Here is a 25,466-nt window from a genome sequence, read left to right as displayed (position 1 = left end):
TGATCGAGTATCAGACTGGTGGCGCGCTGAGCTGGGATTGATTTAAAGCGGCCCCTTCGGGGGCCGTGTTGTTTCACCTGTCGATGTTTTTTTATGCCCAATCAAACCATCAAGACACCCTGCGTCGGCCTGTGCTCCACCGTTTACGGAGACCTGGTATGCCGGGGCTGCAAGCGTTATCACCATGAGGTGATTCAGTGGAACGGCTACAACGCCGAGGAGAAACAGGCGGTGTGGCTGCGCCTGGAACAACTGCTGGTGCAGGTGATGACCGGCAAGCTGCAGGTCCTGGACCCGCAGCGCCTGCGCCAGCAACTGGAAGACCGCAAGATTCGCTTTGTGCCCCACCAGTCGCCGTATTGCTGGGCGTACCAGTTGATTGCCCGGGGCGCGCGGGTGATTTCGAAGTTGGATGCGTATGGGTTGGCGCTGTTGCCGGAGTTTCGCGAGCGCAATCTGGCAGATTTGCGGGATGCGATTGACCGGGAGTTTTTCCTGTTGTCCGAGGCGCATTACGAGCGGTATATCGCGCCGGGGTTTCTGCGGGAATCGTTTGGGGCGCCGTTGATAGCCAGTATTTAGACAAACACACAGAACCAGTGTGGGAGCGGGCTTGCTCGCGAAAGCGGTGTATCAGTTGCCGGATATATTGACTGACACACCGCATTCGCGAGCAAGCCCGCTCCCACATTTAGATCTTTGTCGCTCAGGAGGTCCAGGACGGCTCGCGATCGGTCTGCACCCCATAACGCTTTATCGCCTGCTGGCAAACCTGCCTGTCCAGACTCCCCTGCTCCACTAACGCCGTCAGCGCCGCCAGCACAATGTGATACCGGTCCACCTCGAAGAAATCCCGCAACGCCGCCCGGGTATCGCTGCGACCAAAGCCATCCGTCCCCAGCACGGTGTAAGCCGAATCCACGTACGACCCAATCATCTGCGGCACCGCCCTTACATAGTCAGACACCGCCACCACCGGCGCGCCCTTGGGCAAACACTCCGCCAGGTGGCTGCGCCGCGCCGGCTGTTGCGGATGCAGGCGGTTCCAGCGTTCCACGTCACGGGCGTCCCGGGCCAGTTCGCTGAAGCTGGTGACACTGAACACTTCAGCGTCAACCTGCCAATCTTCCGCCAACAATTGCGCCGCTGCCTGGGCTTCGCGCACCAGCGTGCCGGAGCCGAGCAACCGGACCATGCCGCCAGGCTGCCCGCTCAGCCGGTACATGCCTTTGATGATCGCGGCTTCGACGCCTTCCGGCAGGCTCGGCTGCGGGTAGTTTTCGTTCATCAGGGTCACGTAGTAGAACTCGTCCACATCGTGCTCCAGCATCTGGCGCATGCCATGGTCGAGGATCACCGCAAACTCGCCGGCAAACGCCGGGTCGTAGGCACGGCAATTGGGCACGGTGGCGGCCATCAGGTGGCTGCTGCCGTCCTGGTGCTGCAAGCCTTCGCCACCCAGGGTGGTGCGCCCGGCAGTGGCGCCCAGCAGAAAACCTCGGGCACGCTGGTCGGCGGCGGCCCAGATGAGGTCCCCCACGCGCTGGAAACCGAACATCGAGTAGTAGATGTAAAACGGCAGCATCCGCAGGCCATGCACCGAATAACTGGTGGCCGCCGCGACCCAGGAACTGATGGCACTGGCTTCGCTGATGCCTTCTTCAAGGATCTGCCCGTCGGTGGCTTCGCGGTAGCTGAGGATCGAGCCGATGTCTTCGGGCTCGTAGCGCTGGCCGACGCTGGAATAGATGCCGATCTGCTTGAACAGGTTGGCCATGCCGAAGGTGCGCGCTTCGTCGGCGACGATGGGCACGATGCGCGGGCCGAGGGCCTTGTCCTTGAGCAGATTGGTGAGCATGCGCACAAAGGCCATGGTGGTGGACATTTCCTTGCCCTCCGCCTGGGTGGCAAACGCGCCGTAGCCCGACACCGGCGGGACACTCACGGTGGGTGCCTGCTGGCCACGGCTCGGCACATACCCGCCGAGGGTGGCGCGGCGTTGGTGCAAGTAGCGCATTTCGAGGCTGTCTTCAGCGGGCTTGTAGAAGCTCAGGGATTCGGCCTGTTCATCCGACAGCGGCAACTGGAAGCGATTGCGGAAGGCGATCAAGGCCTCGCGGTCGAGCTTCTTCTGCTGGTGGGTGGTCATCTTGCCCTGCCCGGCCTCGCCCATGCCAAAGCCCTTTTTGGTCTGGGCCAGGATCACCGTGGGTTTGCCGGCGACCCGGCGCGCCGCGTGATAGGCCGCGTGGATCTTGACCATGTCATGGCCGCCACGCTTGAGCCGGTCGATCTGCTCGTCGCTCAGGCCCTCGACCAGTTTGGACAGCGCCTCGCTCTGGCCGAAGAAATGTTCGCGGTTATAGGCGCCGTCCTTGGCGGCGAAGGTCTGGAATTGTCCGTCCACCGTCTGCGACAGGGTGCGCGCCAGCTCGCCGTCGGTGTCCTTGGCCAGCAAGGCGTCCCAGTCCGAGCCCCAGACCAGCTTGATCACGTTCCAGCCGGCACCGGCGAACAACGCCTCCAGCTCGTCGATAATTCGCCCGTTGCCACGCACCGGGCCGTCGAGCCGTTGCAGGTTGCAGTTGACCACCCAGGTCAGGTTGTCCAGGCCTTCACGGGCGGCCAGGGTCAGGGCCGACATGCTTTCCGGTTCGTCCATCTCGCCGTCGCCGAATACGCCCCATACGTGGCGGTCGGTGGTGTCCTGCAAGCCGCGGTGTTGCAGGTAGCGCATGAACCGCGCCTGGAAAATCGAGCTGATGGGGCCAATGCCCATGGACCCGGTGGGAAATTGCCAGAAGTCCGGCATCAACCACGGATGGGGATAGCTGGACAAACCTTGGGCACCCGCCTTGCCGGCACCGATTTCCTGGCGATAGTGGGCCAGGTCGGCCTCGCTCAGGCGCCCTTCAAGGAAGGCGCGAGCATAGATGCCGGGGGCGGAATGCGGCTGGTAGAACACCAGGTCGCCGCCAAAACTGTCGTTGCGGGCACGGAAAAAGTGGTTGAAGCCCACCTCGAACAAATCCGCCGCGCTGGCGTAGCTGGCGATATGCCCGCCCAGTTCGCCATAGGCCTGGTTGGCGCGCACTACCATGGCCAGGGCGTTCCAGCGCACCACTGAGGCCAAGCGTTCTTCGGTGGCCAGGTCGCCGGGAAACGGCGGTTGCTGCTCCACGGCGATGCTATTGATGTAGGGCGTGCCATGCCGGGGTTTCCAGGCGATGTGCGGCGCGCCGCCGGCATCCGCCAGCATGTCGAGGATCTCCCGTGCGCGCGCCGCGCCGGCGTTGGCCACCAGGGAGGCCAGGGCATCGCGCCATTCGGACAGTTCTTCCTGGTCCATCGCTGTCTGACTCACTGCACTCGCGAAACCGTTCATGGGCACCTCCGGGCTTTTTTTCCAGTTTATGTCGGTGCCAAGGGATTTTTTGACTGTTGTGCGCCGCCTCTCAGGGACTTTTGAGCATAAATCACTGCCAATCAGCAAATTCAAAGCACGTTGTGCTTCAACTCCCGAACACCCCGCAATTGTGTTTAAAATGCCGCCCGCTCAATGACCGACGTTGCCCGATGAACCCAGACGCACTCGCCACCCTGCACACCCATTTGCTGAATGCCCTGCAAACCGTCCCCGCCGAGACCCGGCGCCTGTTTCACGGGCGTGGCCGCTGCTGGCCGGGCCTGGAGCAACTGACGGTGGACTGGCTGCAAGGCGTGGTGCTGGTCTCGCTGTTCAAGGAGCCTGAAGCCGCGGAGCTTGAGGCCTTGAAGCAGATGCTGGTGCAGATCGACTGGCGGTCATTCGGCGCCCATACCGTGGCGCTGCAACACCGCTACCTGCCGCAAAGCACCACCGAATGGCTGCTGGGCGAGGTGGTCGACGAACTGACCATCACCGAAGGCGGCCTGCGCTACCTGATCGACCTGGGCAAAAAGCAGAACAGTGGGCTGTTCCTCGACATGCGTTACGGCCGCAACTGGGTACGCGAACAGGCTCATGGCCTGCGGGTGCTGAACCTGTTCGCCTACACCTGTGGTTTCTCCGTGGCGGCCATCGAAGGCGGCGCCGAGCATGTGGTGAACCTGGACATGGCCCGAGGCGCCCTGAGCCGTGGTCGTGACAATCACCGCCTGAACGGCCACGACCTGAGCAAGGTGACGTTCCTCGGCCACGACCTGTTCAAGTCGTGGGCCAAGGTCACCAACAGCGGCCCGTACGACCTGGTGATCATCGACCCGCCCTCGTTCCAGAAAGGCAGTTTCCTTTTGACCAAGGACTACCAGCGGGTGCTGCGTCGCCTGCCGGATTTGCTCACGGCCCAGGGGACGGTGCTGGCGTGCATGAACGACCCGGCGCTCGGCGAAGACTTCCTGATCGACGGCGTAACCCGCGAAGCGCCTGGCCTGCGCTTTGACCAGCGGCTGGAAAACCCGCCGGAATTCCCCGATATCGACCCGCAAAGCGGATTAAAGGCACTGGTGTTTCGCCAAGGCTGATGCCGAAACGTCCTGCGCTTGCTACGCTTAACCTACGCCGGGTGGTGAACCTTATCCCACCCTTCCCGGTCGATACCTGCACACTCTGGCCAGATTCGACGGTGCTACCCCGTCGGCTGCCCTGTTTCACCTTTTGGAGAACGCCCCTGTGATATCGACCCTGCATGTAGCCCGTCTCAAGGCCTGGGGCGCCCATGGTTTTACCGCCACCGGCGTGGTGCTGGCCTTCCTGGCCACCCTGGCACTGCTCGACAACCAGCCCAAGGCTTGCCTGCTGTGGCTGGGCCTGGCCTTGATCGTCGATGGGGTCGACGGCTCTCTCGCGCGACGGGTGAATGTGCAAACAGTGCTGCCAAGCTTCGATGGCTCGGTATTGGACCTGGTGATTGATTACCTGACGTACGTGTTTATTCCGGCGCTGTTTATCTATCGCTATATCGCCCTGCCGGACTTCACCCCGTTGTTTACGGTGTCGGTGATTCTGGTGTCGTCGCTGTTCTGCTTCTGCAACGTCAACATGAAGAGCAAGGACAACTACTTCGTCGGCTTCCCCGCCGCATGGAACGTGGTGGCGCTGTGCGTCTATATCATCCAGCCGGAAGCCTGGGTCACCTTGCTCACCGTGATCGGCCTGGCGTTGCTGACCGTGACGCCGATGAAGTTCCTGCACCCGTTCCGGGTCAAGCGCTTCATGCCGATCAATATTGCCGTGACCACCATCTGGTTGCTGTGCAGCCTGCTGCTGGTGATCGACTTCCCGTACACCAATCGCCTGACCCTGGGCCTGTGGTTGCTGATGTCGGCGTACTTCCTGGGGATCTGCATCTGGCGGACCGCACTGGAGTGGGTCGAAACACATAAATAGCCAAGCGGGCACGGTTGAAATGTGGGAGCGGGCTTGCTCGCGAATGCGGTGGATCAGCCACTCTATCCGGTGACTGACACTGCGCATTCGCGAGCAAGCCCGCTCCCACATTTGGATCGCCTCGACCCAGGGTTATGGGTAAGATACCGGCCTTTCGCGCAGCCCTTGCTGCGCCCTGCCGACTAAGTCTTGCCCATGCCCTTCGAACTCAGCGTTGACCTCACCACCCTGGCGATCCTCGCCGTGGTTGCCTTTATCGCCGGTTTCATCGACGCCATCGCCGGCGGTGGCGGCCTGCTCACCACGCCCGCCCTGCTGACCGCCGGCATGCCGCCCCACCTGGTGCTGGGCACCAACAAGCTCAGTTCCACCTTCGGCTCGGCCACTGCCAGCTTTACCTTCTACCGGCGCAAGCTGTTTCATCCGCGCCAGTGGGTGCACGCCATCGTCGGCACCCTGGTCGGTGCACTCACCGGCGCGGTCGTGGCCCATTACCTGCCGGCAGAAACCCTGAACAAGATGCTCCCGGTGATTGTGTTCGGCTGCGGTTTGTATTTGCTGTTCGGCGGCACGCCCAAGGCGGCGCTGGACAACGACGCACCGATCAAGAAGAAATGGCAGTCCACCCAGGGCTTTGGCCTGGGTTTCTACGACGGCGTCGCCGGCCCGGGCACCGGGGCCTTCTGGACCGTGAGTACCATGCTGTTGCACCCCATCGACCTGGTAAAGGCCAGCGGCGTGGCGCGCAGCATGAACTTCGTCAGCAACGCGGCGGCGCTGACGGTGTTCATTTTCAATGGCTCGGTAGACTGGATTGTCGGCCTGTGCATGGGCGTGTCGGTGATGTGCGGCGCGTTTTTTGGCGCACGCAGCGCCATCAGCGGCGGCGCCAAGTTCATTCGCCCGGTGTTCATCACCGTGGTGCTCGGCCTGACGGTGCGCCTAGCCTGGCAGCACTGGTTCAGCGTGACCTAGGCGACGAGCCAGGTAGAGGTCGATCAGGTAGCGCGCAATCGAGCGCGACGCCGGCAACGGCGGCAGTTCATGGATGTTGAACCACTGCGCGTCTTCGATCTCGTCAGCCTGGGGCACAATGTCGCCGCCGGCGTACTCGGCGTGAAAGCCCAGCATCATCGAGTGCGGGAACGGCCAGCACTGGCTGCCCATGTACTGGATGTTCTTGACCTCCACCTGCACTTCTTCACGCACTTCGCGAATCAGGCAGTCCTCGGCCGACTCGCCCGGCTCGGCAAACCCCGCCAGGGTGCTGTAGACACCCGTGACAAAGCGCGGCGAACGGGCCAGCAGGATCTCGTCGCCACGGGTCACCAACACGATCATGCTCGGCGAGATCCGCGGGTAGCTGCGCAGGTCACAGGCCTGGCAGAACATCGCGCGCTCCCGTGGCACCTGCACCATCGCCTGGCCGCAACTGCCGCAAAAACGATGCTCCCGGGCCCAGGTGCCGATTTGCGCGGCGTAGCCCAGGACTTTGTACAGCGTGTGATCGCCCTGCAGCATGAATGCCCGCAGGCCCTGCCAGCCGCAGCCCGGCACGTCGGCGGGGCTGTTGAGTTCCAGCAGGTACACCGGCTCGCCGTCCAGGTGGCCGATGCCATGCTCGGCGAACACCGAGAGGTCCTGGCGCTTGAGCCATTCCCGGGGAAACAGCGGGCCGTTCTGGTCGTGTAAAAAGCCTTCACGGCTGCGGGCCACGGCCCAGCCGCCCGGGGCGTCATTGTCCAGCAGCATTGTGGTAATCCAGCCTGGGGTCATGTTCAGTCAATCCACGAAGTCGGGTTTCTGCTTGCTCATATGGGCCGCGATGGCCACGCGCAGGTCGTTGGATTGCAACATAGCTGAGTTCCAGGTGGCAACGTATTCCAAACCGTCATTGATCGTGTGGTCACGCATGTAGCTGATCATCGCCTTGGTGCCGGTGACCGCGATCGGTGATTTGGCGGCTATTTCCCGGGCGATTTCCAGCACGCCGGCCAGCAGGCTCTGGTGATCGCTGTACACCCGATTCACCAGGCCGATGCTGCGGGCCTCTTCGGCGCCGAACTGGCGGCCGGTGTAGGCCAGCTCGCGCAGCATGCCATCGCCGACGATGCGCGGCAGGCGTTGCAGGGTGCCGACGTCGGCGGCCATGCCGATGTCGATTTCCTTGATGGAGAATTGCGCATCTTCGGCGGCGTAGCGCATGTCACAGGCGCTGATCAGGTCGATGGCGCCGCCGATGCAGTAGCCATGGATCGCCGCGAGTACCGGCTTGCGGCAGTTGTCGACGGCGTTGAAGGAAGCTTGCAGTTCGAGGATCTTGCGCCGCAGCAGGCGCGCGTTGCGGCCCACGTCCTTGCCGAACTCGTTGGCGACCGAGGCCAGCATCATCAGGTCGATGCCGGAGGAGAAATGCTTGCCGGCGCCGCTGATGACTACGGCACGCACCGCGTCGGTGTCTTCGACCCATTGGAAGATGTCGATGATCTCGGTCCAGAACGCCGCGTTCATCGCGTTGATCTTTTCCGGGCGATTGAGCTGCACATGGGCGACGTTGCCGCTGAGTTCGACGACAAAGGCTTGGTATTCGGACATGGCAGTGATCCTTGACTGGCGGCTGGAATAGGGGCCGAACTATAACAAGGCACCGCGTGAGGTGGTAAGGCTGTGCAAACGCCAAATTCGGGACTGAAGAACAATGAAGATCAAATGTGGGAGCTGGCTTGCCTGCGATGGCGGTGTATCAGTTAGCAAAGATGCAAGCTGACCCACCGCCATCGCAGGCAAGCCAGCTCCCACAATGGTTTTGTGGTGTTCTTTAACTCGGCAGCCAGAGCCGGAAGCGTGCACCACCCAATGGCGAAGCCTGGGCCGTCAATGTTCCGCCCTGCGCCTCCAGCGCCCGCCGGCTGATGGCCAATCCCAGGCCAAAACCGCCAGTGGCTCGATCCCGGCTGCGATCCAGCCGGTAGAACGGCTCGAAAATCCGCTCCCGCTGGTCAACCGGAATGCCAATACCGTCATCATCCACGCAAATCTCGCACCCCCTGGGACACACCTTCACCCCCACCTGAATTCGCCGCTCGCAATACCGCATGGCGTTGCGCAGCAGGTTTTGCAGGGCCCGGGCGGTCAGGCGCGGGTCCAGGGTGAAGCGTTCCACGGCGCAGTCCAGCACCACGTCCATCACGATATCGGGGTTTTCCAGTTCGTCGTCGACGCTGCCCAGGATGCTGTCGATGAACTCATCCAGCACCACTTCCACCCGCTCGGGTGTTTGCGCCGGGTTTTGCAAACGGCTGTAGGAGAGCAGCTCCAGCACCAGCTCATCCAGCTCGCGAATGTGCGCCACCAACCCTTGCAGCCGCTCACGGCTGGCCGCCGGGAGGTCGTCGGACAGCGCCAGGGCCAGGCCGAAGTCCAGGCGCGTCAGCGGCGTACGCAGTTCATGGGAGACGGCATTGAGCAAGTCGCGTTGCTGGTTGAGCAGCTGTTCGATGTCGTTGGCCATGGTGTCGAACACCGCCGCCAGGCTGCCGATGTTGGAGCTGGGCGGGATTTTTGTGCGGGCCGCAAGGTTGCCCTGGCCGAGTTGCGCGGCGGTGCTTTTCAGGCGTTCCAGGTCACGCCAGTGGGGCCGCAGCCAGAACAGCAGGCATGCCAGCAGCGCCGCGCCGATCAGCACGTTCATGCTCCAGTACAGCAGGTTCATGTCCAGCGGGTCCGGCGGTACCGAGACCTTGACCACCAACTGGTCGTCCAGGGCCGAGCTGACGTCGTCCGCCCAGCCCCACTCGCCCAGGCGAATCACCATCTGGTCTTTTTCCAGCAGGCGCTGTTCTTCAGGGGTGTAGCTGGCGTCCTGGATACGCAGCAGTTGCACCTTCAGCGGCGCGAAATCCGCCGACAGGCGCACGGTGATATTGGCCCACTGCTCCATCGGCACCCGTCGGTACTCCTTGACGATCAGGCTCTGCATGCCTCGGGACTGCTCGATGTTGTAGTTCATGTAACGGTGTTCAAACAGCTGGATCACCGCCCGGGGCACCAGGTAGATCGCGGCGGCGAAGGTGACGATGGTGATCAGGTACAGCCGAATCAGGACGCGAAACATGGCTCAGCATTCCCACTCGGAACGGCTGAACAGGTAGCCCTTGCCCCACACCGTCTTGATCTTGCGCGCCTCGCCCGCGTGGTCGTCGAACTTGCGCCGCAGCTTGGAAATCGCCACGTCCACCGAACGGTCCGTGCCGTTGAACTCGATGCCGCGCAGGCGTTGCAGGATCTGGTCGCGGCTGAGCACTTCGCCGGCGTGTCGGGCCAGCACCACCAGCAAGTTGTATTCACCGCTGGACAGCTCAACCGGCTGGCCGCGCCAGGTCACGGTGCGTTCCGACAGGTCGATGCACAGGTTGCCCATCAGGATCTGGTCGTTGGCCACCTGGGGTTCGGTGAGGCTGCTGCGGCGCAGCAAGGTTCGCACCCGCGCCAGCAATACCCGCGGCTCGCAGGGTTTGGTGACGTAGTCGTCGGCGCCCATTTCCAGGCCCAACACCTGGTCATGGCTGTCGTCGCGGGCGGTGAGCATCAGGATCGGCAGCGTGGCCGAGTCGGCCCGCAGCAACCGGCAGACCTGCAGGCCGTCGAGGCCCGGCAGCATCAGGTCGAGAATCACCAGGTCCGGTGGGTTGAGCCGCGCACGCTCACGCACGTGGTCGCCACGGCTGAGCACACTGACGTGATAGCCGTTGCGTTCCAGGTAACTGGCGATCAATTCGGAGAGCGCGGCGTCGTCTTCCACCAGAAGAATGTTGGGCATGGTATTTCCAAATAATACAATTTCTGAGTAGTACGCAAATCCAATGTGGGAGCGGGTTTGCTCGCGAAAGCGGTGTTTCAGTTAACGCACACGGCGACTGACACACCGCCTTCGCGAGCAAGCCCGCTCCCACATTTGATCTTCGGTGTCAGGAAGATCGTGTAAGGTTCGGCGGTTATGAAGGATATACGCCCGCGTGCATCTGTGGGCTGCACCTTACATTTCTTCACACACCACCTACAGAGCTTCACAGCACTGTGGCGGGGGCGCCCGTAGGATGCGCCAGTCAATATTGGGATATGAGCATGTCGAAGAATCTGTTTGCGCCGTTTTGCCTGTTGGCCCTGACACTGGCGTTGAGCGCGTGTGGCAAGTCGGCGGACGACGCCGCCGAGGCGCCGCTGGCCAAGGTGCGGATCGAAACCCTGGAAGCCAAGCCCCTGTCCATCACCAGCGAGTTGAGCGGACGGATTGCCGCGCCACGCATCGCCGAAGTGCGCGCCCGGGTGGCCGGCGTGGTGTTGCAACGGGTGTTCAAGGAAGGCCATGACGTCAAACAGGGCGATGTGCTGTTCCGGATTGACCCGGCGCCGTTCAAGGCCGACCTCGACAGCGCCCAGGCCAGCCTGCACAAGGCCGAGGCCAATGCATTCCAGGCGCGCCTGCAAGAGCAGCGCTACAGCCAACTGGTGGAAGGCAACGCCATCAGCGGCCAGGAATACGACAACGCCCGCGCCGCCGCCAGGCAAACCGCCGCCGATGTGGCCGCCAACCAGGCCGCCGTGCAGCGCGCCAAATTGAACCTGGGTTATGCCACCGTGACTGCGCCGATTTCCGGTCGGATTGGCCGTGCGCTGGTGACCGAAGGTGCGCTGGTGGGCCAGAACGAAGCCACACCGATGGCGCTGATCCAGCAACTGGACCCGATCCACGCCGACCTGACCCAATCCACCCGCGAGCTGAACGACCTGCGCCGGGCCTTTCGCGCCGGGCACTTGAAGCAAGTCGGCCAGGACCAGGCCAAGGCCACGCTGATCCAGGATGACGGCAGCCTGTATCCGCTGCCGGGCAAGTTGCTGTTCGCCGAGATCAGCGTCGACCCGGGCACCGGGCAGATCATCTTGCGCAGCGAGTTCCCCAACCCGGATCTCGACCTGCTGCCCGGCAGCTTTATCCGCGTGCGCCTGGAGCAAGCCGTCGACCAGCAAGGCATCAGCGTGCCGCAACGGGCGATCACCCGCGACAGCGCCGGGATCCCGATGGTGTTGCTGCTGGACGCCGAGCAAACCGTGAGCCAGCAGCCGGTAGAACTGGGTTCGGTGGTCGATGACCGCTGGGTGGTGACCCGCGGCCTGAAGGCCGGTGACCGTATCGTCGTCGAAGGCCTGCAACACGCCCGCCCTGGCGAGAAAGTCCAGGTCGACGACAGCCCCGCGCCCATCGCCCAGGCATCCGGCCAATAAGGATCGTTAAACATGCCGCAGTTCTTTATTGACCGCCCGATCTTCGCCTGGGTGGTCGCCCTGTTTATCCTGCTGGCCGGCGCCCTCGCCATCCCGCAGTTGCCAGTCGCGCAGTACCCCAACGTCGCGCCGCCAAAAGTCGAGATCTATGCGGTGTACCCGGGTGCCTCCGCGCAAACCCTGGACGAAAGCGTGGTCAGCCTGATCGAGCAGGAGCTTAACGGCGCCGATCACCTGCTGTATTTCGAATCCCAGAGCAGCCTCGGTTCGGCCACCATCACCGCCACCTTCCAGCCGGGCACTGACCCGGAAATGGCCCAGGTCGATGTGCAAAACCGCCTCAAGGCGGTGGAGCCGCGCCTGCCCCAAGCCGTGACGCAGCAAGGCTTGCAGGTGGAGAAAGTCTCCGCCGGCTTCCTGCTGCTGGTGACCCTGACCTCCAGTGACGGCAAGCTCGATGACGTGGCGCTCAGCGATTACCTGGCGCGCAACGTGATGAACGAACTCAAGCGCCTGGACGGTGTGGGCAAGGCCCAGCTGTACGGCGCCGAACGCGCAATGCGCATCTGGATCGACCCGCAGAAGCTGATCGGCTTCAACCTGACCCCGGCCGACGTCAACGCGGCGATTGCGGCGCAGAACGCCCAAGTGTCGGCCGGCAGCATCGGCGATTTGCCGGGCACCAAGACCCAGGAGATCACCGCGTCGATCCTGGTGAAAGGCCAACTGTCGACCCCGGCCGAATTTGCCGACATCGTGCTCAAGGCCAACCCGGACGGTTCCACCGTGCGCGTCGGTGACGTGGCGCGGGTGGAAATCGGCAGCCAGGAATACCAGTTCTCCACCCGCCTGAACGGCAAGCCGTCCACCGCCGTCAGCGTGCAGCTGTCACCGGGCGCCAACGCCTTGAGCACCGCGACCCTGGTGCGGGCGAAGATGGACGAACTGGCGCGCTACTTCCCGGCCAACGTCGAATACAAGATCCCTTACGACACTTCGCCATTCGTGAAGGTCTCGATCACCAAGGTGGTGTACACCCTGGGCGAAGCGATGTTGCTGGTGTTTGCGGTGATGTTCCTGTTCCTGCAAAACATCCGCTACACATTGATCCCGACGCTGGTAGTGCCCATCGCGCTGATGGGCACCTTTGCGACGATGCTGTTGCTGGGTTTCTCGATCAACGTGCTGACCATGTTCGGCATGGTATTGGCCATCGGCATTTTGGTGGACGATGCGATTGTGGTGGTAGAGAACGTCGAGCGGATCATGGTCACCGAGGGCCTGTCGCCCAAGGAGGCCACCCGCAAGGCCATGGGCCAGATTACCGGGGCGATTGTCGGTATCACCCTGGTGCTGGTGGCGGTTTTCCTGCCGATGGCGTTCATGCCGGGTTCGGTGGGCGTGATCTATCAGCAGTTCTCGTTGTCGATGGCCACCTCGATCCTGTTTTCGGCATTCCTCGCCCTGACCTTGACCCCAGCCCTGTGCGCGACCTTGCTCAAGCCGATTGCCAAGGGCGAGCACCATGAGAAAGGCGGGTTCTTCGGCTGGTTCAACCGGCGCTTCGAGCAGTTCACCGACCGCTATGAAGGCTGGGTGGCCTACGCCCTCAAGCGCAGTGGCCGTTACCTGTTGATCTATCTGGTGCTGGTGGTGGGGCTTGGGGTGTTGTTCGCCCGCCTGCCCTCCTCCTTCCTGCCGGTGGAAGACCAGGGCTACACCATCACCGATATCCAGCTGCCGCCGGGTGCCAGCAAAAACCGCACGGTGCAGGTGGCCGAGCAGATCGAGGCACACAACGCCGGCGAGCCAGGCGTGGGCGATACCACGATGATCATGGGTTTCAGCTTCTCCGGTTCGGGGCAGAACGCCGCGCTGGCGTTTACCACGCTCAAGGACTGGTCGGAGCGCAGCAGCAAGGATTCCGCCGCGGCCATTGCGGACCGTGCCAACGCGGCTTTCAGTGAGCTGAAGGACGCGATTGCCTATGCAATCCTGCCACCGCCGGTGGATGGCCTGGGCACCTCCAGTGGTTTCGAGTTCCGCCTGCAGGACCGTGGTGGCGTCGGCCATGCCGCGTTGATGGAGGCCCGCACCGAACTGCTGGCCGCTGCCGAGAAAAGCCCGATCCTGGCCAACGTGCGTGAAAGCGCCCTGGCCGAAGCTCCGCAAGTACAGCTTGAGGTGGACCGCAAGCAAGCCAATGCCCTGGGCATTTCCTTTGCCGATATCGGCAATGTGCTGTCCTCGGCCATCGGTTCGGCCTATATCAACGACTTCCCCAACCAGGGCCGCATGCAGCGGGTGGTGGTGCAGGCCGAAGGTGATCAGCGCAGCCAGGTGGCCGACCTGATGAAGATCCATGTGCGCAACAATGCCGGGAAGATGGTGCCGCTGTCGGCCTTCGTCGAGGCGCGCTGGATTCAGGGCCCCGCCCAGTTGACCCGCTACAACGGCTACCCGGCCATCGCGATTTCCGGTGAATCGGCACCGGGCCACAGTACCGGCGAGGCGATGGAGGAAATCCAGCGCCTGGTCAGCCAACTGCCCGCCGGCCTGGGCCAGGAATGGACTGGCCTGTCGTTGCAGGAACGCTTGTCCGGCTCCCAGGCACCGCTGCTGCTCGGTTTGTCGCTGCTGATCGTGTTCCTGTGCCTGGCGGCGCTGTATGAGAGCTGGTCGATTCCGACCTCGGTGCTGCTGGTGGTGCCCCTCGGCGTGCTCGGCGCGGTATTGGCCGTAAGCTTGCGCGGGATGCCCAACGATGTGTTCTTCAAGGTCGGCCTGATTACTATCATTGGGCTGTCGGCGAAGAACGCGATCCTGATCATCGAGTTTGCCAAGGACCTGTATGACCAGGGTGAAGACCTGATCGACGCCACGTTGAAAGCCGCACGCCTGCGCCTGCGGCCGATCATCATGACGTCCCTGGCGTTCATCCTCGGCGTGGTGCCGTTGGCGATTGCCACGGGCGCCAGCTCGGCCAGCCAGCAGGCCATCGGTACCGGGGTGATCGGCGGCATGATTACCGCGACGCTGGCGGTGGTGTTTGTGCCGGTGTTCTTCGTCGTGGTCATGAAGCTGGTGCGCAAGCGCCACACGTAATAAATGCGCTATGGTGCTTACACATCCCTGATTTGTGAGCGCCATGCCCTTCCTCGCACGCACCCACCCTCGCCTGTCCTCCGCCGCCGTCCTGGGCCTGGCGGTGGGGCTCCTGGCTCCCGCCGACACGATCATCAGCAAAATCCTCATCGGCTGGAACGCCGGGGTCTGGACCTACCTGGTGCTGATGCTGTGGCTCACCAGCCATTCCCGCGCCGACGACGTAAAACGCATCGCCGAGATCGAGGACGAAAACGCCGGCCTGGTGTTGTTCATGGTGTGCATTGCGGCGATTGCCAGCCTGGCGACCATCACCCTGAACCTGGTGGGCACCAAGGACCTGAGCGATAGCCAGCGCCTGTTGCATTACGGCTTCACCGGCCTGACGGTGGTTGGCTCATGGCTGCTGATCGGGGTGATTTTCAGCGTGCACTATGCGCGCCTGTATTACACCTGGGACGGTCCCGAGCCGGCACTGCGCTTTGCCGAGGATTTACGCACGCCCAATTACTGGGACTTCCTGTACTTCTCGTTCACCATCGGCGTGGCGGTGCAAACGGCGGATGTCGGGGTTGCCACGCGTACCATGCGCAAGGTGGTGCTGGGGCAATCGTTGATCGGGTTTCTGTTCAACACGGCGATCCTGGGGTTCTCGATCAACATCGCCGCCGGATTGTTTGGATGAAGCTGCACAAACCTTCTAGACGCTAAGCCCCTGCAGGAGCGAGCTTGTTCGCTCCTGCAGTGTTCCATTCCATAGGTATTTTATGGCCGCCCACAACTGGATCGACCTGGCTCAGGACGCCGACACCGGCATCGAGACCCTGCGCGCGCATTTCGAGGGCCACGCCTACGACCCGCACTGGCACGACAGCTACCTGGTGGGCGTCACGGAGCAAGGTGTGCAGCAGTTCAACTGCCGGCGCACCCGCCATAACAGCGTGCCCGGCCAGGTGTTCCTGGTGGAGCCCGGCGAGCTGCACGACGGCGACGCGCCCACGGCGGACGGTTTTACCTACCACATGCTTTACCTCGACCCGCAGTGGTTGGCGCGGGAAGTCAGCGCAGTGTTCGAAGAAGCGCCGCTCGACAGCCAGCTGGGGTTTGCCAGCACCCTGGCCAGCGACCCGCGCCTGGCCCTGGCCACCAGCCGGGCCTTCCAGACCTTGCACGGAGGTGAGCTGCGCATCGTGCGGCAACAGGCAATGGACCAACTGCTCGAACGCCTCACTGCGCAACTGCACTGGCGCACCCGCTACCATGAAGACCCTCGCCTGCCACGGGTGGCGCACAAGGCCCGGGAATACCTGCATGCGCACCTGCAGCAAGATGTGGGCATGGATGAACTGGCGCTGGCCTGCGGCGTCGATCGCTTTCGCCTTACCCGCGCCTTCAAGAGCGCCTTCGGCCTGCCACCCCATGCCTACCTGGTGCAACTGCGCCTGGCCCGCGCCCGGCATTGGCTGGCCAACGGCAAGCAACCCGCCGACGTGGCGGTTGCCCTGGGCTTTGCCGACCAGAGTCACCTGGGGCGCTGGTTCGTGAGGGCGTATGGCCTGACGCCAGCGGCGTATCGCAAGCGGTGTTCAAGCGTTTTGCAGCGCTAGCTGCGCCACCACCACTCGTCGGCACTGTCAATTCTCACAGGTTCGCCACGCCCCCCGATAGGTGTTTGATCTCCTTGTCAGCAGTCGGCCACTCAGGGCCGCGCCTCATTCAAGGAAGCCTGTCCATGCCCAATTTTCCCATAGCCCCGGATAATGCGCCGCTGGGCGACAACAACCCGCCCGGCAACGCCCTCGTGCTGCATAACCCATCGTCAGGCCTGGCGTCGCGCCGCGTCGAAGACCTCGACCCACCCAAGTCAGCCTATCCGTCGGTCCCGCTGGATGCCACGCTGTATCCTGAAAGAGGGGTCTACGGCCTGGGCATCCGCCACGTGCGCCCCTTTGCCCAGTGGACCTTCGAACGCTGGTTCAACTTCAATTACGACTTCTACGCCCTCTACCTCAACGACCTGGTCAATGCAGTCGCCGCCGATATTGCGCTTGAAGACCGGGACCGTTACGACTTGTTCGTCCCCGAAGAATTCATCCCCGAAGGCGACGTCCAGATATACGGCCGCGTAGTGCGGGCCGGCAGCGGCCAGGAAAGTACGTCGCCGCTGCAAACCATCCTGATCAAGACCACCCGCCCCGGTGGCCGCGATAACGACCCCGGCAGCAAATGGCACCCGGGCCTGGTGATGACGGTGGAAGGCCTGCCTGAGGGCTCCACCGTTAATATAGATAATGCCAACAGCGGGGTCTGGTGCCTGATCCAGCGCTATGAAAACCTGCGCCAGAATGACCAGATCGAGCTGTCGTGGGATGGGGTTTTAGTCACGCATATCGTCAGCCCGGCCGAAGTCGCGGGTTCAGGGCCGATTCGCGTCTTTGTCTCCAGGGACATCATTTTGCAGGGGGGGCATTTCGGCAAGCTGACCCTGCGGTTCCGGGTCTCGGACGTGGTGCAAAACTTCTCCGGGGATAAGTACCAGTATTCCAAACCCTACTTCCTGGACAGCGAGCTGGATCCGAACCTGCTTTTTGCACCGATCTTCCTGGTGGATGGCGAAGAGGCGACCCAGATCGACTTCGATACGCAGAGCGAGGCAACCTTCGAAGTGCTGGTGACGGTGCCTCGGCAAACCCCGGCGCCCCTGCCGCGGCACCAATTGGCGGTGACCTTGTTCGGTACCCTGGGCGACGGTTCGACCCAGGTGTTCCCCTTGGCCCCGGTGGTGGACAGAAACCTCAGCGTTGAATTTGTCACCGTCGACCGCGAGATTATCGAACAACTGGTGGGCGGGTCCTTCCGGGTCTCGTTCCAGTGGCTGAAAAACGACGGCCGCGTGGAGCAATCCGGCAGTACCTCCGTCAGCGTGGTGGGCACGCCGGTGGCGATGCCGGCAGTGACGGTCGCACCGATCGAGGTGGGGCTGATCGAGCCCGATCAGGACATCACCGTGCAGATCCCCTTCTACGAACCCCACAACCCGGACTGGCTGGAAACCCTGGTGATTGAACATATCCGCCCGGGCGGCGGCGGCGAAGACTACGAGGAAGAACAACTGGCGGGCGCCCAGGGCGGCACGCGCTACGTCAGCAAAGAGCACCTGAAACAGTTTGAAGGCGTGGGCGACATCGCATTTTATTACCTGGTCAACGATGGCGCCGGACACGTCCTGGACGGCAACGCATTGACCATTCGCAAGTCTCGCGAGCTGTTCGCCCACGTGGGTGAGCGCATCGGCAACATGCCGACTGCACACCTGGAAGGCGCCTTGGGCAACAACATCGACCCCAGCCATGTGACCACGCCCACCTTGCTGCTGACCCTGCCCCTGACCTTGCCCGCCCCGCACGGGCAGACCGAAGAAGGTGACCTGATCCACTGGAACGCCATCGGCTCCGGCCTTGACGGCTCGGCCAGTGGCGTTGTGCGCATCAACGGCGGCACGGCAGGCAAGCCCCTGGTTTTCCCGGTGAGCCGGGCGATCCTCGACAACAACAATAATGGCAGCCTGCGCATTACCTATAGCCTCGAACGCAGCGGCCCGCCACGCCTGGTATTGCGCTCCGAGGTGCTCAACCTGACCGTGGGCCGCGGCGTGCAACTGGACCGTCCGGTTATCGACGGCGCCACCCTGTTCCCCGACGCACTCAACCCCCTGGCCGCATTGAGCGGCGCCAAGGTCATCGTGAGATACCGGCCGATGCAGGCCACCGACCAGATCAAGGTCGACTGGTTGAGCCGCGACGGGCTGGGCAGTGCCACCGAGTACACCCTGGGCAACCCGTCCACCAACGAAGTATTCGTGACCATCCCGGCGCGCACCATCGCCAGGGGTATTCGCCCCGGTGGCAACCAGATCAGCGTGCAATACCACTTCAACCGTGGCGCCTTTCCGTACCCTTCGGACACTGTCGACCTGCACCTGCTTCCCCTCACCGGGCTGCCCACACCGACGATCGACGGCATTGGCGACAGCACCCTGCTCGACCTGTCGAAACTCAATGACCAGGCCCGCGCCCGTGTATCCGTCTGGCCGTTTATCGATGCCGGGCAGTTTATGTGGATGAGTTGGGAGGGCACGTTTGCCGACGGCAGCCCGTACCGCGAGGACACCTACACCGCCAACCTGGTCACCGAAAACGGTGCCGCCAACGGTATCTCGCCACCCGCGCCAGTGGACAAACTGCAGCGCTTGATGGATGGCTCGCACCTGACCATCCGCTTCTGGGTCAGCCTGGCAGAAAGCCCCGACAAGAACACCGCCGTGCTGTTTGGCGTGCGTGAACACCGTGTGCAAACCCTGCCCGCCGTGCTGCCGCACCCACGGTTCAACGACCAGCCCGGGGCAACGCTGACCATTCAGCCGCTGGACCACGTAGACAACGCCAGTGTCACGGTGGCGTATGGCGGCATGAATCCAAGCCATTCCATCCAGTTGCAATGGATTTTCCCGGATGGTGGTGTTGCGGATATTGGCGCCAAGGACGGCCTGGACGGCGGTCGTGTGGATTTCGTCATTACCAATGAAGTGCTGGCAGACAGCGTCGGCAAAACCATTGAGTTGCGCTATGTCGCCACCATCAATGGCAGCCCGGTGCCTTCAGAAACGCAGGTATTGACTGTGGCCAGGATCCCGGCGGGCAGACCGCCACAACCGCGAATCAATAACATGAACAGCGGCACAACCCTGGACCTCCAGGCGTTCACCGGGGATGCACACGCCTCTGTAGCCAAATGGGAATTGAGCAAGCAAGGTCAACGTGTATGGATCACGCTGGAGGCGGCAGGTGTAGAACCTTTGTCGGTGCTGAGGGCACACGCCATTACTGCTGCTCAAGCGGCCAACGGCATCACCAACCAAGCTGTCTCCCGCAGCTGGCTGGCAAGCCTGGGGAAAAACACTACGTTCACGGTGACCTGCAAAGTGACCTATGACGGCAGTGACGATGAGTCAAAAGCCATCCCGCTCCTGCAAAGTACCTATACCGTGACATGGCTAGCGGAGGTCACATTTATTCCTACCCTCCTTCACTCATCAAGGGGGATCGTCGTCAGCCCTGACGGGCGCCGCGTTTATGTCGCTGTTGGCGCGGGTGGTAGAACTGCGATTTACGTTATCGACACAGCAACGGACGCCATTATTCACTCGGCTTCGTATGACATTCAGTCCAGTGGGCACCTTGCAATTCACCCGGACGGATCAAGACTCTACCTGGACCTGGTCCACACCGGCATAGCGGTAATCAGTACAACCTCCTTTGCCAGAGTTGCGACCTATGCCACCGAAAATGCACAGGACTTGGCGATCAATACTGCAGGCACTCGGCTATATGTTACTTCGAGGACCGGTGCTTATACTTACGACGCCGCCACCGGCAATCGGATAGCTCAAATAGCGGGTCAGTCTTACTTCATCGCCCGCTCACCTAATAATACGCGTGCCTATCTTACGACCTATGGCGGCGGTTTCAACGCGGTTGATACGACTGTTATCAATACTGCAAACAATAGTGTTGTAACTGTCATTCAGGGAGTGATTGGGCCCATGGCATTAAGTACCAACACCCCTCGCCTCTATTTGGCGAGAGCTGATGGCTTGGTGATAATAAACACCAACACCAACAGTTTGGTGACCGTGATTGGGGTGGGATGGGGAAGGTCGGTTGCAGTCAACCCGGTACTTCCTCATGTCTATACGGCAGGGTACAGGGTCTTCAACATATTTGACACAAATACGGACAGGCTTATAGCGACTATACCCGTGGACATTGGGTTTGGATCTGGCAATATTGCAGTACTTCCAAACGGTTCAAAAGCTTATTTCACCGACAGTGACTCGCAAGGACTCTATGTCATGCGTTATTGATTAACTAACCGAGGTATAACCGGGACAGGTCCATCTAAACCATGGACTTGTCCCTTTTTTTGTCCCCTATAGCTCTCCCGCCACTATCCCCTGCCCGTGTCCGCACGCCCCTGCTCAAACCTTCCAGACACGCCACCACGCCCCTGCAACCATCGACTCCATCGTCCCACCTACGGAGTCGCCCCACCATGTTCCCTACCCTGTTGCCCTTCCTGTTATTCGCTTTTGTAGCCTCCATCACCCCTGGCCCCACCAATATCCTGGTGCTGAGTAACAGCGCACGGTATGGCTTCAAAGCCGCACTGCCTATCGTGCTGGGCGCATGCGCGGGGGCGGCGGGGATTGTGCTGCTGGTAGGCTCCGGCGTTGGCCAGTCGCTGGCGCACTGGCCCCGGGTGCAGGCAGCGATGCAATGGCTGGGGGTCGCCTGGCTCAGCTATCTTTCCTGGCAGATCTTCAGCGCCCCCGCCGAGTCAATCGACCCGGCTGCCGTGCAAAAACCCCTGGGCCTGGCCGGCGCCGCCAGCCTGCAACTGGTCAACCCCAAGACCTGGATGATGGCCCTGGCGGTGGTGAGCGTGTTTGCCGGCAATGGCGATGAACGCCAGAGCCATGTGCTGTACCTGTCGCTGGCGTTCTTTGTGATCGCCTTGCCGTGCCTCGGCGCGTGGGCATTGCTGGGGGTTGGAAGCAGCCGGGTGTTTCGCTCGCCCAAGGCCATGCAACGGTTCAACCGCTGCATGGCGGTGTTGTTGCTGGTCTCAAGCTGGCTGAGCGTCTGGGTGTAGACACAACCGTTCGTCGGCACTGTCAGTTTTCACAGCTATCCGCTATCGGGGCTGCGGGTGTTTGATTTCCCTTGCCTATATGCACAGCCAGCGCTGTGCGTGACTTCCAGCAAGGAGTGGTCAGCATGCCCAACCAACCGATCGACCCCGATGACAATGCCTCGGTCATTGAAGACCCAGGTGTACCTGTTTCCGACAGCCCCCTGGCCCTCCTTGAGCCCGCGCCCCTGCCGGTGATCACGGCTGAAGACCTGGCCCCACCCTATTCGGCGTTCCCGCCGGTCTCGCTTGACCGGTATCCCGATGAACCTTACGCCTATGGCCTGGGCATTCGGCATGTTCAGCCCTATGCGTATTTCGTCCTGGAAAAATGGCACACCTGGGCCATCTTCGACGCCTTTGAGTTGTACCTCAATAACGATCTTCAGGTATCTGGTGTCGTCGAGATGGACCAGGATCGTTATGGCATGTACGTCATCGCCGAACGCATGCCTGAAGGTGAAGTGCAAGTGCGCGCGCGGGTACTGCGCGCAGGCAGCGGCCAGGAAAGCACCTCGCCGCCGCAAAGCATATTGATCAAGACCACCCGTCCCGGCGGGATAGAGAACAATGGTGACGACAAATGGCACAGTAAACTCAGCCTGAGTGTCGACGGCTTGCCCGAAAGCAGCACGATCAACATGGACACGATCAGTCGCGGGTTATACGCCGTGATTGCGCCCTATCCGAACGTGCGCAAGAACGACACCATTGAGTTCTATTGGGACGGAATTGAGATCAGGCACCTGGTCACGGCCGCCGAGGCTGGCGGTATCCAGCCGATCAGGGTATTTATCAGCAAGGAAAATATTCTCAAGGGCGGCCTCAACGGCGCACTCACCCTGCGCTTCAGGGTGTTCGATGTGGTTCAGAATTACTCAGGGGAAAAATACCAGTACTCCAAGCCGTATGGACTGGTCGCCGAACTGGACCCCAGCTTGATGAGCGCGCCGTTTTTCCTGGTGGATGACGCGGAAAGCCGGCAAATCGATTACGACACGCAAAGTAATTCACTGTTCGAAATCCTGTTGCAGACCCCACGGGTGACACCGGCCCCGCTGCCCCCAAACCAGGTCACGATTACCCTGACGGCCACACTGGCGGACGGCACGATCGAAGAACTGGTGCTTGATCCTGTCGAAGTCAGGAACGGTCGGGAAGAGATCTTCCCGGTGGACCGCGATTTGATCGAGCGCGTCATCGGCGGCTCGTTCAGGGCTTCATTCGTCTGGCACACCGCCACCGGTGGCCACCTCGGGCAGTCTGGCAGTGTCACCGTGACGGTGGTGGGTACACCGACCTCGATGCCGGCAGTGACCGTGACCCCGAGCGAGTTGGGCCTGATCAACCCGGACGATGATGCGTTTATCAGCATCCCGTCCTACCAGCCCCACGCCTACGACTCGCTGGAAACCCTGGTCATCGAGCAAATTGTTCCAGGGGGCGGTGGAATTCGCTATTCCGACCCGCAACTGGCCGGAGACCAGGGCGGCACTCGCCGCGTGCCCAGTGAAGCGCTTCAACAATTCAAGGGGCTGGGTGACGTCGCAGTGTATTACTTGGTCGACGACGGCGCGGATGCCCAGTTGCATGCCTACGGTGCGCTGATTGAACGCAAATCACGGGTGCTGACAGTACGCATCGACGAACGCCTCGAAACCATGCCTGCCCCCACCCTGCAGGGTGCGATTGACGACAACGTTGACCCGGTTGACGTAGTGGGCGACAGCGTGCTGCTGACGCTACCCTATACGGCAACCAGGAGCCGCGACCATATCCAATGGAACATTGTGGGCACGGGCACAGGCGGTTCCGCCAGCGGTTCGGTGACGATCAACGGTGCGACACAGGGCCAGCCACTGGTACTGCCGGTGAGCCGTGCGGTGCTGGATAACAACTTCGATGGCCAACTGCGCATCACCTACAGCCTGGAACGCGAAACCCCGCTGCCGAAACTCACCTTGCGCTCGTTTACAACCCTCCTGACCGTGGGCCGTGGCGTGGAACTGGATGCGCCTGAAGTCGTGGAAGCCGAGCAGTACCCTGACCGGCTTGACCCGCTGGCGGCTCAATCGGGTGCAACGGTGCTGGTGAAATACCGGCGCATGCGCGAGAGCGAATCGTTTTCAGTGAAATGGGTGACGGCCGATCTGCTGGGCAGCACCGTCGAAACGGGTTGGGGCAACCCCGACGCCAATGAAGTGGGTGTGCCGATAGAGGCCCGTACCATTGCCAAGGGCATTCGCAACGAGCGTAACCGCATCAGTGTGCAATACAGTTTTACCCGCAGCGGGTTTCTCCATGAGTCGGATACTCTGAACCTGGACCTGCTGCCGTTGAGTGGGTTACCCACACCAACCATCGACGGGGTCGGCAACAGCGTGATCCTGCCGACGAACGAGCTTGTTGCTCAAGCCCGCATCCGTGTGGCGGCCTGGCCTTTGGCCTTTGAAGAGCAGTTCATGTGGCTGCAATACACGGGTACCAACACCGACGGCAGTGCGTTCAACCTGGACACTTTTATCGCCGCCCCTGTTGGAGAAAGCGCCACCCTGGGTGTCTCGCAACCCATACCGTTGGCGGAGCTGCAAGGTCTCAGGAACGAGTCGCACCTGACCATTCGCTTCTGGGTCAGCCTGGCCGAAAGCACTGATAAAAACACCGCAGTATTGTTTGGTGTACGCGAGCATATTATCCAGTCGATCCCCGCCACATTGCCGCGCCCGGCCTTTGCCAATCTGCAGGGCGCCACCTTGACCATCGACCCACAGGACTGGCAGAACAACGCCTATGTGGCGGTGGCCTATAACGAAATGACCGCGGCCCACCGCATCGCCCTCGAGTGGATTTACCCGAACGGCACCATGGCGACCATCCCGGCGCAGAACGGTAACACCAATAAGCGCGTCGACTTTCAGATCAGCCGGGACATCCTCGCCAACAGCGCGGGCAAATTGATCGAGCTCCGTTATATGGCGACGATAGGGACGACTATTGTCCCGTCAGAAACACAGAAGCTGACCGTCAACCGTGTTCCGTCCTCGGCGCTGCCTCGGCCGCTGATCAATGGCGTCCCTACAGGCGGTGAGTTGAACCTCAATAACTTCAGCACCAATGCCACCTTGAGTGTTGCCCCTTGGCCTTTGGCCGCAACGGGCCAGAAGGTCTGGGTGCAACTGACCAGGGCGGGCAGCGCGCCGTTGAATGTGCTGACAAACTACAGCCTGCTGGCGGGAGAAGTATCGACCGGCTTGGTGAACAAGGCGGTACTGCGCACATGGCTGGACGGGCTGCCTAACAACAGCACCATCACCGTAACGTGCAAGGTAACGTTTGATGGCAGCAGCGTTGAATCCACGGCCATTACGTTCCCCACTGCGACCTATACGGTAATCACTTCGCTGAGGATTGATCAGAGTCAAATGAACTTGAACGGTACAAGGGTGCTCACCAACTGGCCCGCAACCGGGAGGGATTGGGCGGGCAATACGCAGACACGAGTAGCCAGCGGAGGGGTTGGTTCTTATTCCTACGCGTCCAGCGCACCTACTATTGCTTCAGTACACTCAACCACGGGAAAAGTAACAGGCAATCGTAATGGTACGGCGACGATCACCGCGAGAGACAGAAATAATATTTCGCGGTCCTATACGGTCGTTGTCTCTAACATCTTCCAACTACAAGTCAATGAAACACACCAGTCTCCTACTGCTGCTATTAACTGGATGAACTCAATAGGAGGACGCCCACTTGTAATAGGCAACAGCGGAAATGGATCGATAATTTCCGCGTTAAACTCTATATACAACCCTCCTCCAAGACTCAGAGAGTATGGACTTTGTTCATTCAATGGTGATTGGTACAACTTCATAACGATAGGAACCGGACCGCTATACTGGGTGGCTGTGCGCGGGCATCACAACATGTCAGCGTGGTGTATGACTCCCTATTAAAAAATCAA

16 protein-coding genes are annotated in these 25,466 nt (G+C 61.6%); 11 read left to right on the top strand and 5 right to left on the bottom strand.

Features of this window, described 5'->3' with window-relative positions; translation table 11 throughout:
* Positions 1–93: 93 nt before the first annotated feature.
* The gene (locus tag HX817_RS02960) at positions 94–582 is read left to right on the top strand and encodes a DUF1289 domain-containing protein (protein ID WP_177039759.1); all 489 of its coding nucleotides are present in this window, start codon (positions 94–96) and stop codon (positions 580–582) included.
* 124 nt (positions 583–706) lie between these two features.
* On the opposite strand, the gene mdeB is transcribed toward HX817_RS02960, so the two are convergent.
* Positions 707–3,385 carry an alpha-ketoglutarate dehydrogenase gene (mdeB, locus tag HX817_RS02955; RefSeq protein ID WP_177039758.1) on the bottom strand — a complete coding sequence of 893 codons (2,679 nt, stop codon included), beginning with the start codon at positions 3,383–3,385 and terminating at the stop codon, positions 707–709.
* 191 nt (positions 3,386–3,576) lie between these two features.
* Here mdeB and HX817_RS02950 point away from each other — a divergent pair, with 191 nt between their 5' ends.
* The 3 genes from HX817_RS02950 to HX817_RS02940 all read left to right on the top strand — a co-directional run bounded on the left by HX817_RS02950 (position 3,577) and on the right by HX817_RS02940 (position 6,343).
* The gene (locus tag HX817_RS02950; protein ID WP_177039757.1) at positions 3,577–4,503 is read left to right on the top strand and encodes a class I SAM-dependent methyltransferase; all 927 of its coding nucleotides are present in this window, start codon (positions 3,577–3,579) and stop codon (positions 4,501–4,503) included.
* Between the two features lie 148 nt (positions 4,504–4,651).
* Positions 4,652–5,368 carry a phosphatidylcholine synthase gene (gene pcsA / locus HX817_RS02945; protein ID WP_003208507.1) on the top strand — a complete coding sequence of 239 codons (717 nt, stop codon included), beginning with the start codon at positions 4,652–4,654 and terminating at the stop codon, positions 5,366–5,368.
* A gap of 195 nt (positions 5,369–5,563) precedes the next feature.
* Complete coding sequence (locus HX817_RS02940; protein WP_003208505.1) at positions 5,564–6,343, top strand: TSUP family transporter; 780 nt, start codon at positions 5,564–5,566, stop codon at positions 6,341–6,343.
* On the opposite strand, the gene nudC is transcribed toward HX817_RS02940, so the two are convergent.
* The 4 genes from nudC to HX817_RS02920 form a co-directional block, all read right to left on the bottom strand.
* Positions 6,311–7,144 (bottom strand): NAD(+) diphosphatase, encoded by an 834-nt coding sequence (nudC, locus tag HX817_RS02935; RefSeq protein ID WP_177039756.1) that lies wholly within the window; start codon positions 7,142–7,144, stop codon positions 6,311–6,313. The genes HX817_RS02940 and nudC overlap by 33 nt on opposite strands.
* A 6-nt stretch (positions 7,145–7,150) precedes the next feature.
* The gene (locus HX817_RS02930) at positions 7,151–7,963 is read right to left on the bottom strand and encodes a crotonase/enoyl-CoA hydratase family protein (protein ID WP_177039755.1); all 813 of its coding nucleotides are present in this window, start codon (positions 7,961–7,963) and stop codon (positions 7,151–7,153) included.
* Between the two features lie 223 nt (positions 7,964–8,186).
* The gene (locus HX817_RS02925; RefSeq protein WP_177039754.1) at positions 8,187–9,482 is read right to left on the bottom strand and encodes an ATP-binding protein; all 1,296 of its coding nucleotides are present in this window, start codon (positions 9,480–9,482) and stop codon (positions 8,187–8,189) included.
* A 3-nt stretch (positions 9,483–9,485) separates the two neighbouring features.
* Positions 9,486–10,187 carry a response regulator transcription factor gene (locus HX817_RS02920; protein ID WP_008430287.1) on the bottom strand — a complete coding sequence of 234 codons (702 nt, stop codon included), beginning with the start codon at positions 10,185–10,187 and terminating at the stop codon, positions 9,486–9,488.
* Between the two features lie 305 nt (positions 10,188–10,492).
* Here HX817_RS02920 and HX817_RS02915 point away from each other — a divergent pair, with 305 nt between their 5' ends.
* The 7 genes from HX817_RS02915 to HX817_RS02885 all read left to right on the top strand — a co-directional run bounded on the left by HX817_RS02915 (position 10,493) and on the right by HX817_RS02885 (position 25,458).
* The gene (locus HX817_RS02915; protein WP_177039753.1) at positions 10,493–11,650 is read left to right on the top strand and encodes an efflux RND transporter periplasmic adaptor subunit; all 1,158 of its coding nucleotides are present in this window, start codon (positions 10,493–10,495) and stop codon (positions 11,648–11,650) included.
* Between the two features lie 12 nt (positions 11,651–11,662).
* A complete protein-coding gene (locus HX817_RS02910) occupies positions 11,663–14,755 on the top strand; it encodes an efflux RND transporter permease subunit (protein ID WP_003214052.1) in 3,093 nt (1,030 codons plus the stop codon).
* A gap of 43 nt (positions 14,756–14,798) precedes the next feature.
* Entirely contained in the window at positions 14,799–15,440 is a 642-nt protein-coding gene (locus HX817_RS02905; RefSeq protein WP_003214055.1) for a DUF1345 domain-containing protein, read from the top strand.
* Between the two features lie 82 nt (positions 15,441–15,522).
* Entirely contained in the window at positions 15,523–16,362 is an 840-nt protein-coding gene (locus HX817_RS02900; protein ID WP_177009627.1) for an AraC family transcriptional regulator, read from the top strand.
* A 125-nt stretch (positions 16,363–16,487) separates the two neighbouring features.
* Positions 16,488–20,678 carry a YncE family protein gene (locus HX817_RS02895; protein ID WP_177039752.1) on the top strand — a complete coding sequence of 1,397 codons (4,191 nt, stop codon included), beginning with the start codon at positions 16,488–16,490 and terminating at the stop codon, positions 20,676–20,678.
* Positions 20,679–20,866: 188 nt separating this feature from the next.
* A complete protein-coding gene (locus HX817_RS02890) occupies positions 20,867–21,466 on the top strand; it encodes a LysE family translocator (protein ID WP_177021201.1) in 600 nt (199 codons plus the stop codon).
* Positions 21,467–21,591: 125 nt separating this feature from the next.
* Positions 21,592–25,458, top strand: coding sequence for an Ig-like domain-containing protein (locus tag HX817_RS02885; protein WP_177039751.1), 3,867 nt, complete (start codon positions 21,592–21,594; stop codon positions 25,456–25,458).
* The last annotated feature ends 8 nt before the right edge of the window (positions 25,459–25,466 follow it).

Source organism: Pseudomonas sp. C6002, from assembly GCF_013385805.1.
Lineage (GTDB): Bacteria > Pseudomonadota > Gammaproteobacteria > Pseudomonadales > Pseudomonadaceae > Aquipseudomonas.
This window is presented reverse-complemented; position numbering and strand designations above follow the sequence as displayed.

Bases quoted from the DNA above. Each gene is read 5' to 3' on its own strand.
- mdeB (WP_177039758.1), bottom strand. From the start codon at position 3,385: ATGAACGGTTTCGCGAGTGCAGTGAGTCAGACAGCGATGGACCAGGAA.
- HX817_RS02960 (WP_177039759.1), top strand. From the start codon at position 94: ATGCCCAATCAAACCATCAAGACACCCTGCGTCGGCCTGTGCTCCACC.
- HX817_RS02890 (WP_177021201.1), top strand. From the start codon at position 20,867: ATGTTCCCTACCCTGTTGCCCTTCCTGTTATTCGCTTTTGTAGCCTCC.
- HX817_RS02920 (WP_008430287.1), bottom strand. From the start codon at position 10,187: ATGCCCAACATTCTTCTGGTGGAAGACGACGCCGCGCTCTCCGAATTG.
- nudC (WP_177039756.1), bottom strand. From the start codon at position 7,144: ATGACCCCAGGCTGGATTACCACAATGCTGCTGGACAATGACGCCCCG.
- HX817_RS02910 (WP_003214052.1), top strand. From the start codon at position 11,663: ATGCCGCAGTTCTTTATTGACCGCCCGATCTTCGCCTGGGTGGTCGCC.
- HX817_RS02950 (WP_177039757.1), top strand. From the start codon at position 3,577: ATGAACCCAGACGCACTCGCCACCCTGCACACCCATTTGCTGAATGCC.
- HX817_RS02930 (WP_177039755.1), bottom strand. From the start codon at position 7,963: ATGTCCGAATACCAAGCCTTTGTCGTCGAACTCAGCGGCAACGTCGCC.
- HX817_RS02905 (WP_003214055.1), top strand. From the start codon at position 14,799: ATGCCCTTCCTCGCACGCACCCACCCTCGCCTGTCCTCCGCCGCCGTC.
- HX817_RS02915 (WP_177039753.1), top strand. From the start codon at position 10,493: ATGTCGAAGAATCTGTTTGCGCCGTTTTGCCTGTTGGCCCTGACACTG.
- HX817_RS02885 (WP_177039751.1), top strand. From the start codon at position 21,592: ATGCCCAACCAACCGATCGACCCCGATGACAATGCCTCGGTCATTGAA.
- HX817_RS02895 (WP_177039752.1), top strand. From the start codon at position 16,488: ATGCCCAATTTTCCCATAGCCCCGGATAATGCGCCGCTGGGCGACAAC.
- HX817_RS02900 (WP_177009627.1), top strand. From the start codon at position 15,523: ATGGCCGCCCACAACTGGATCGACCTGGCTCAGGACGCCGACACCGGC.
- HX817_RS02940 (WP_003208505.1), top strand. From the start codon at position 5,564: ATGCCCTTCGAACTCAGCGTTGACCTCACCACCCTGGCGATCCTCGCC.
- HX817_RS02925 (WP_177039754.1), bottom strand. From the start codon at position 9,482: ATGTTTCGCGTCCTGATTCGGCTGTACCTGATCACCATCGTCACCTTC.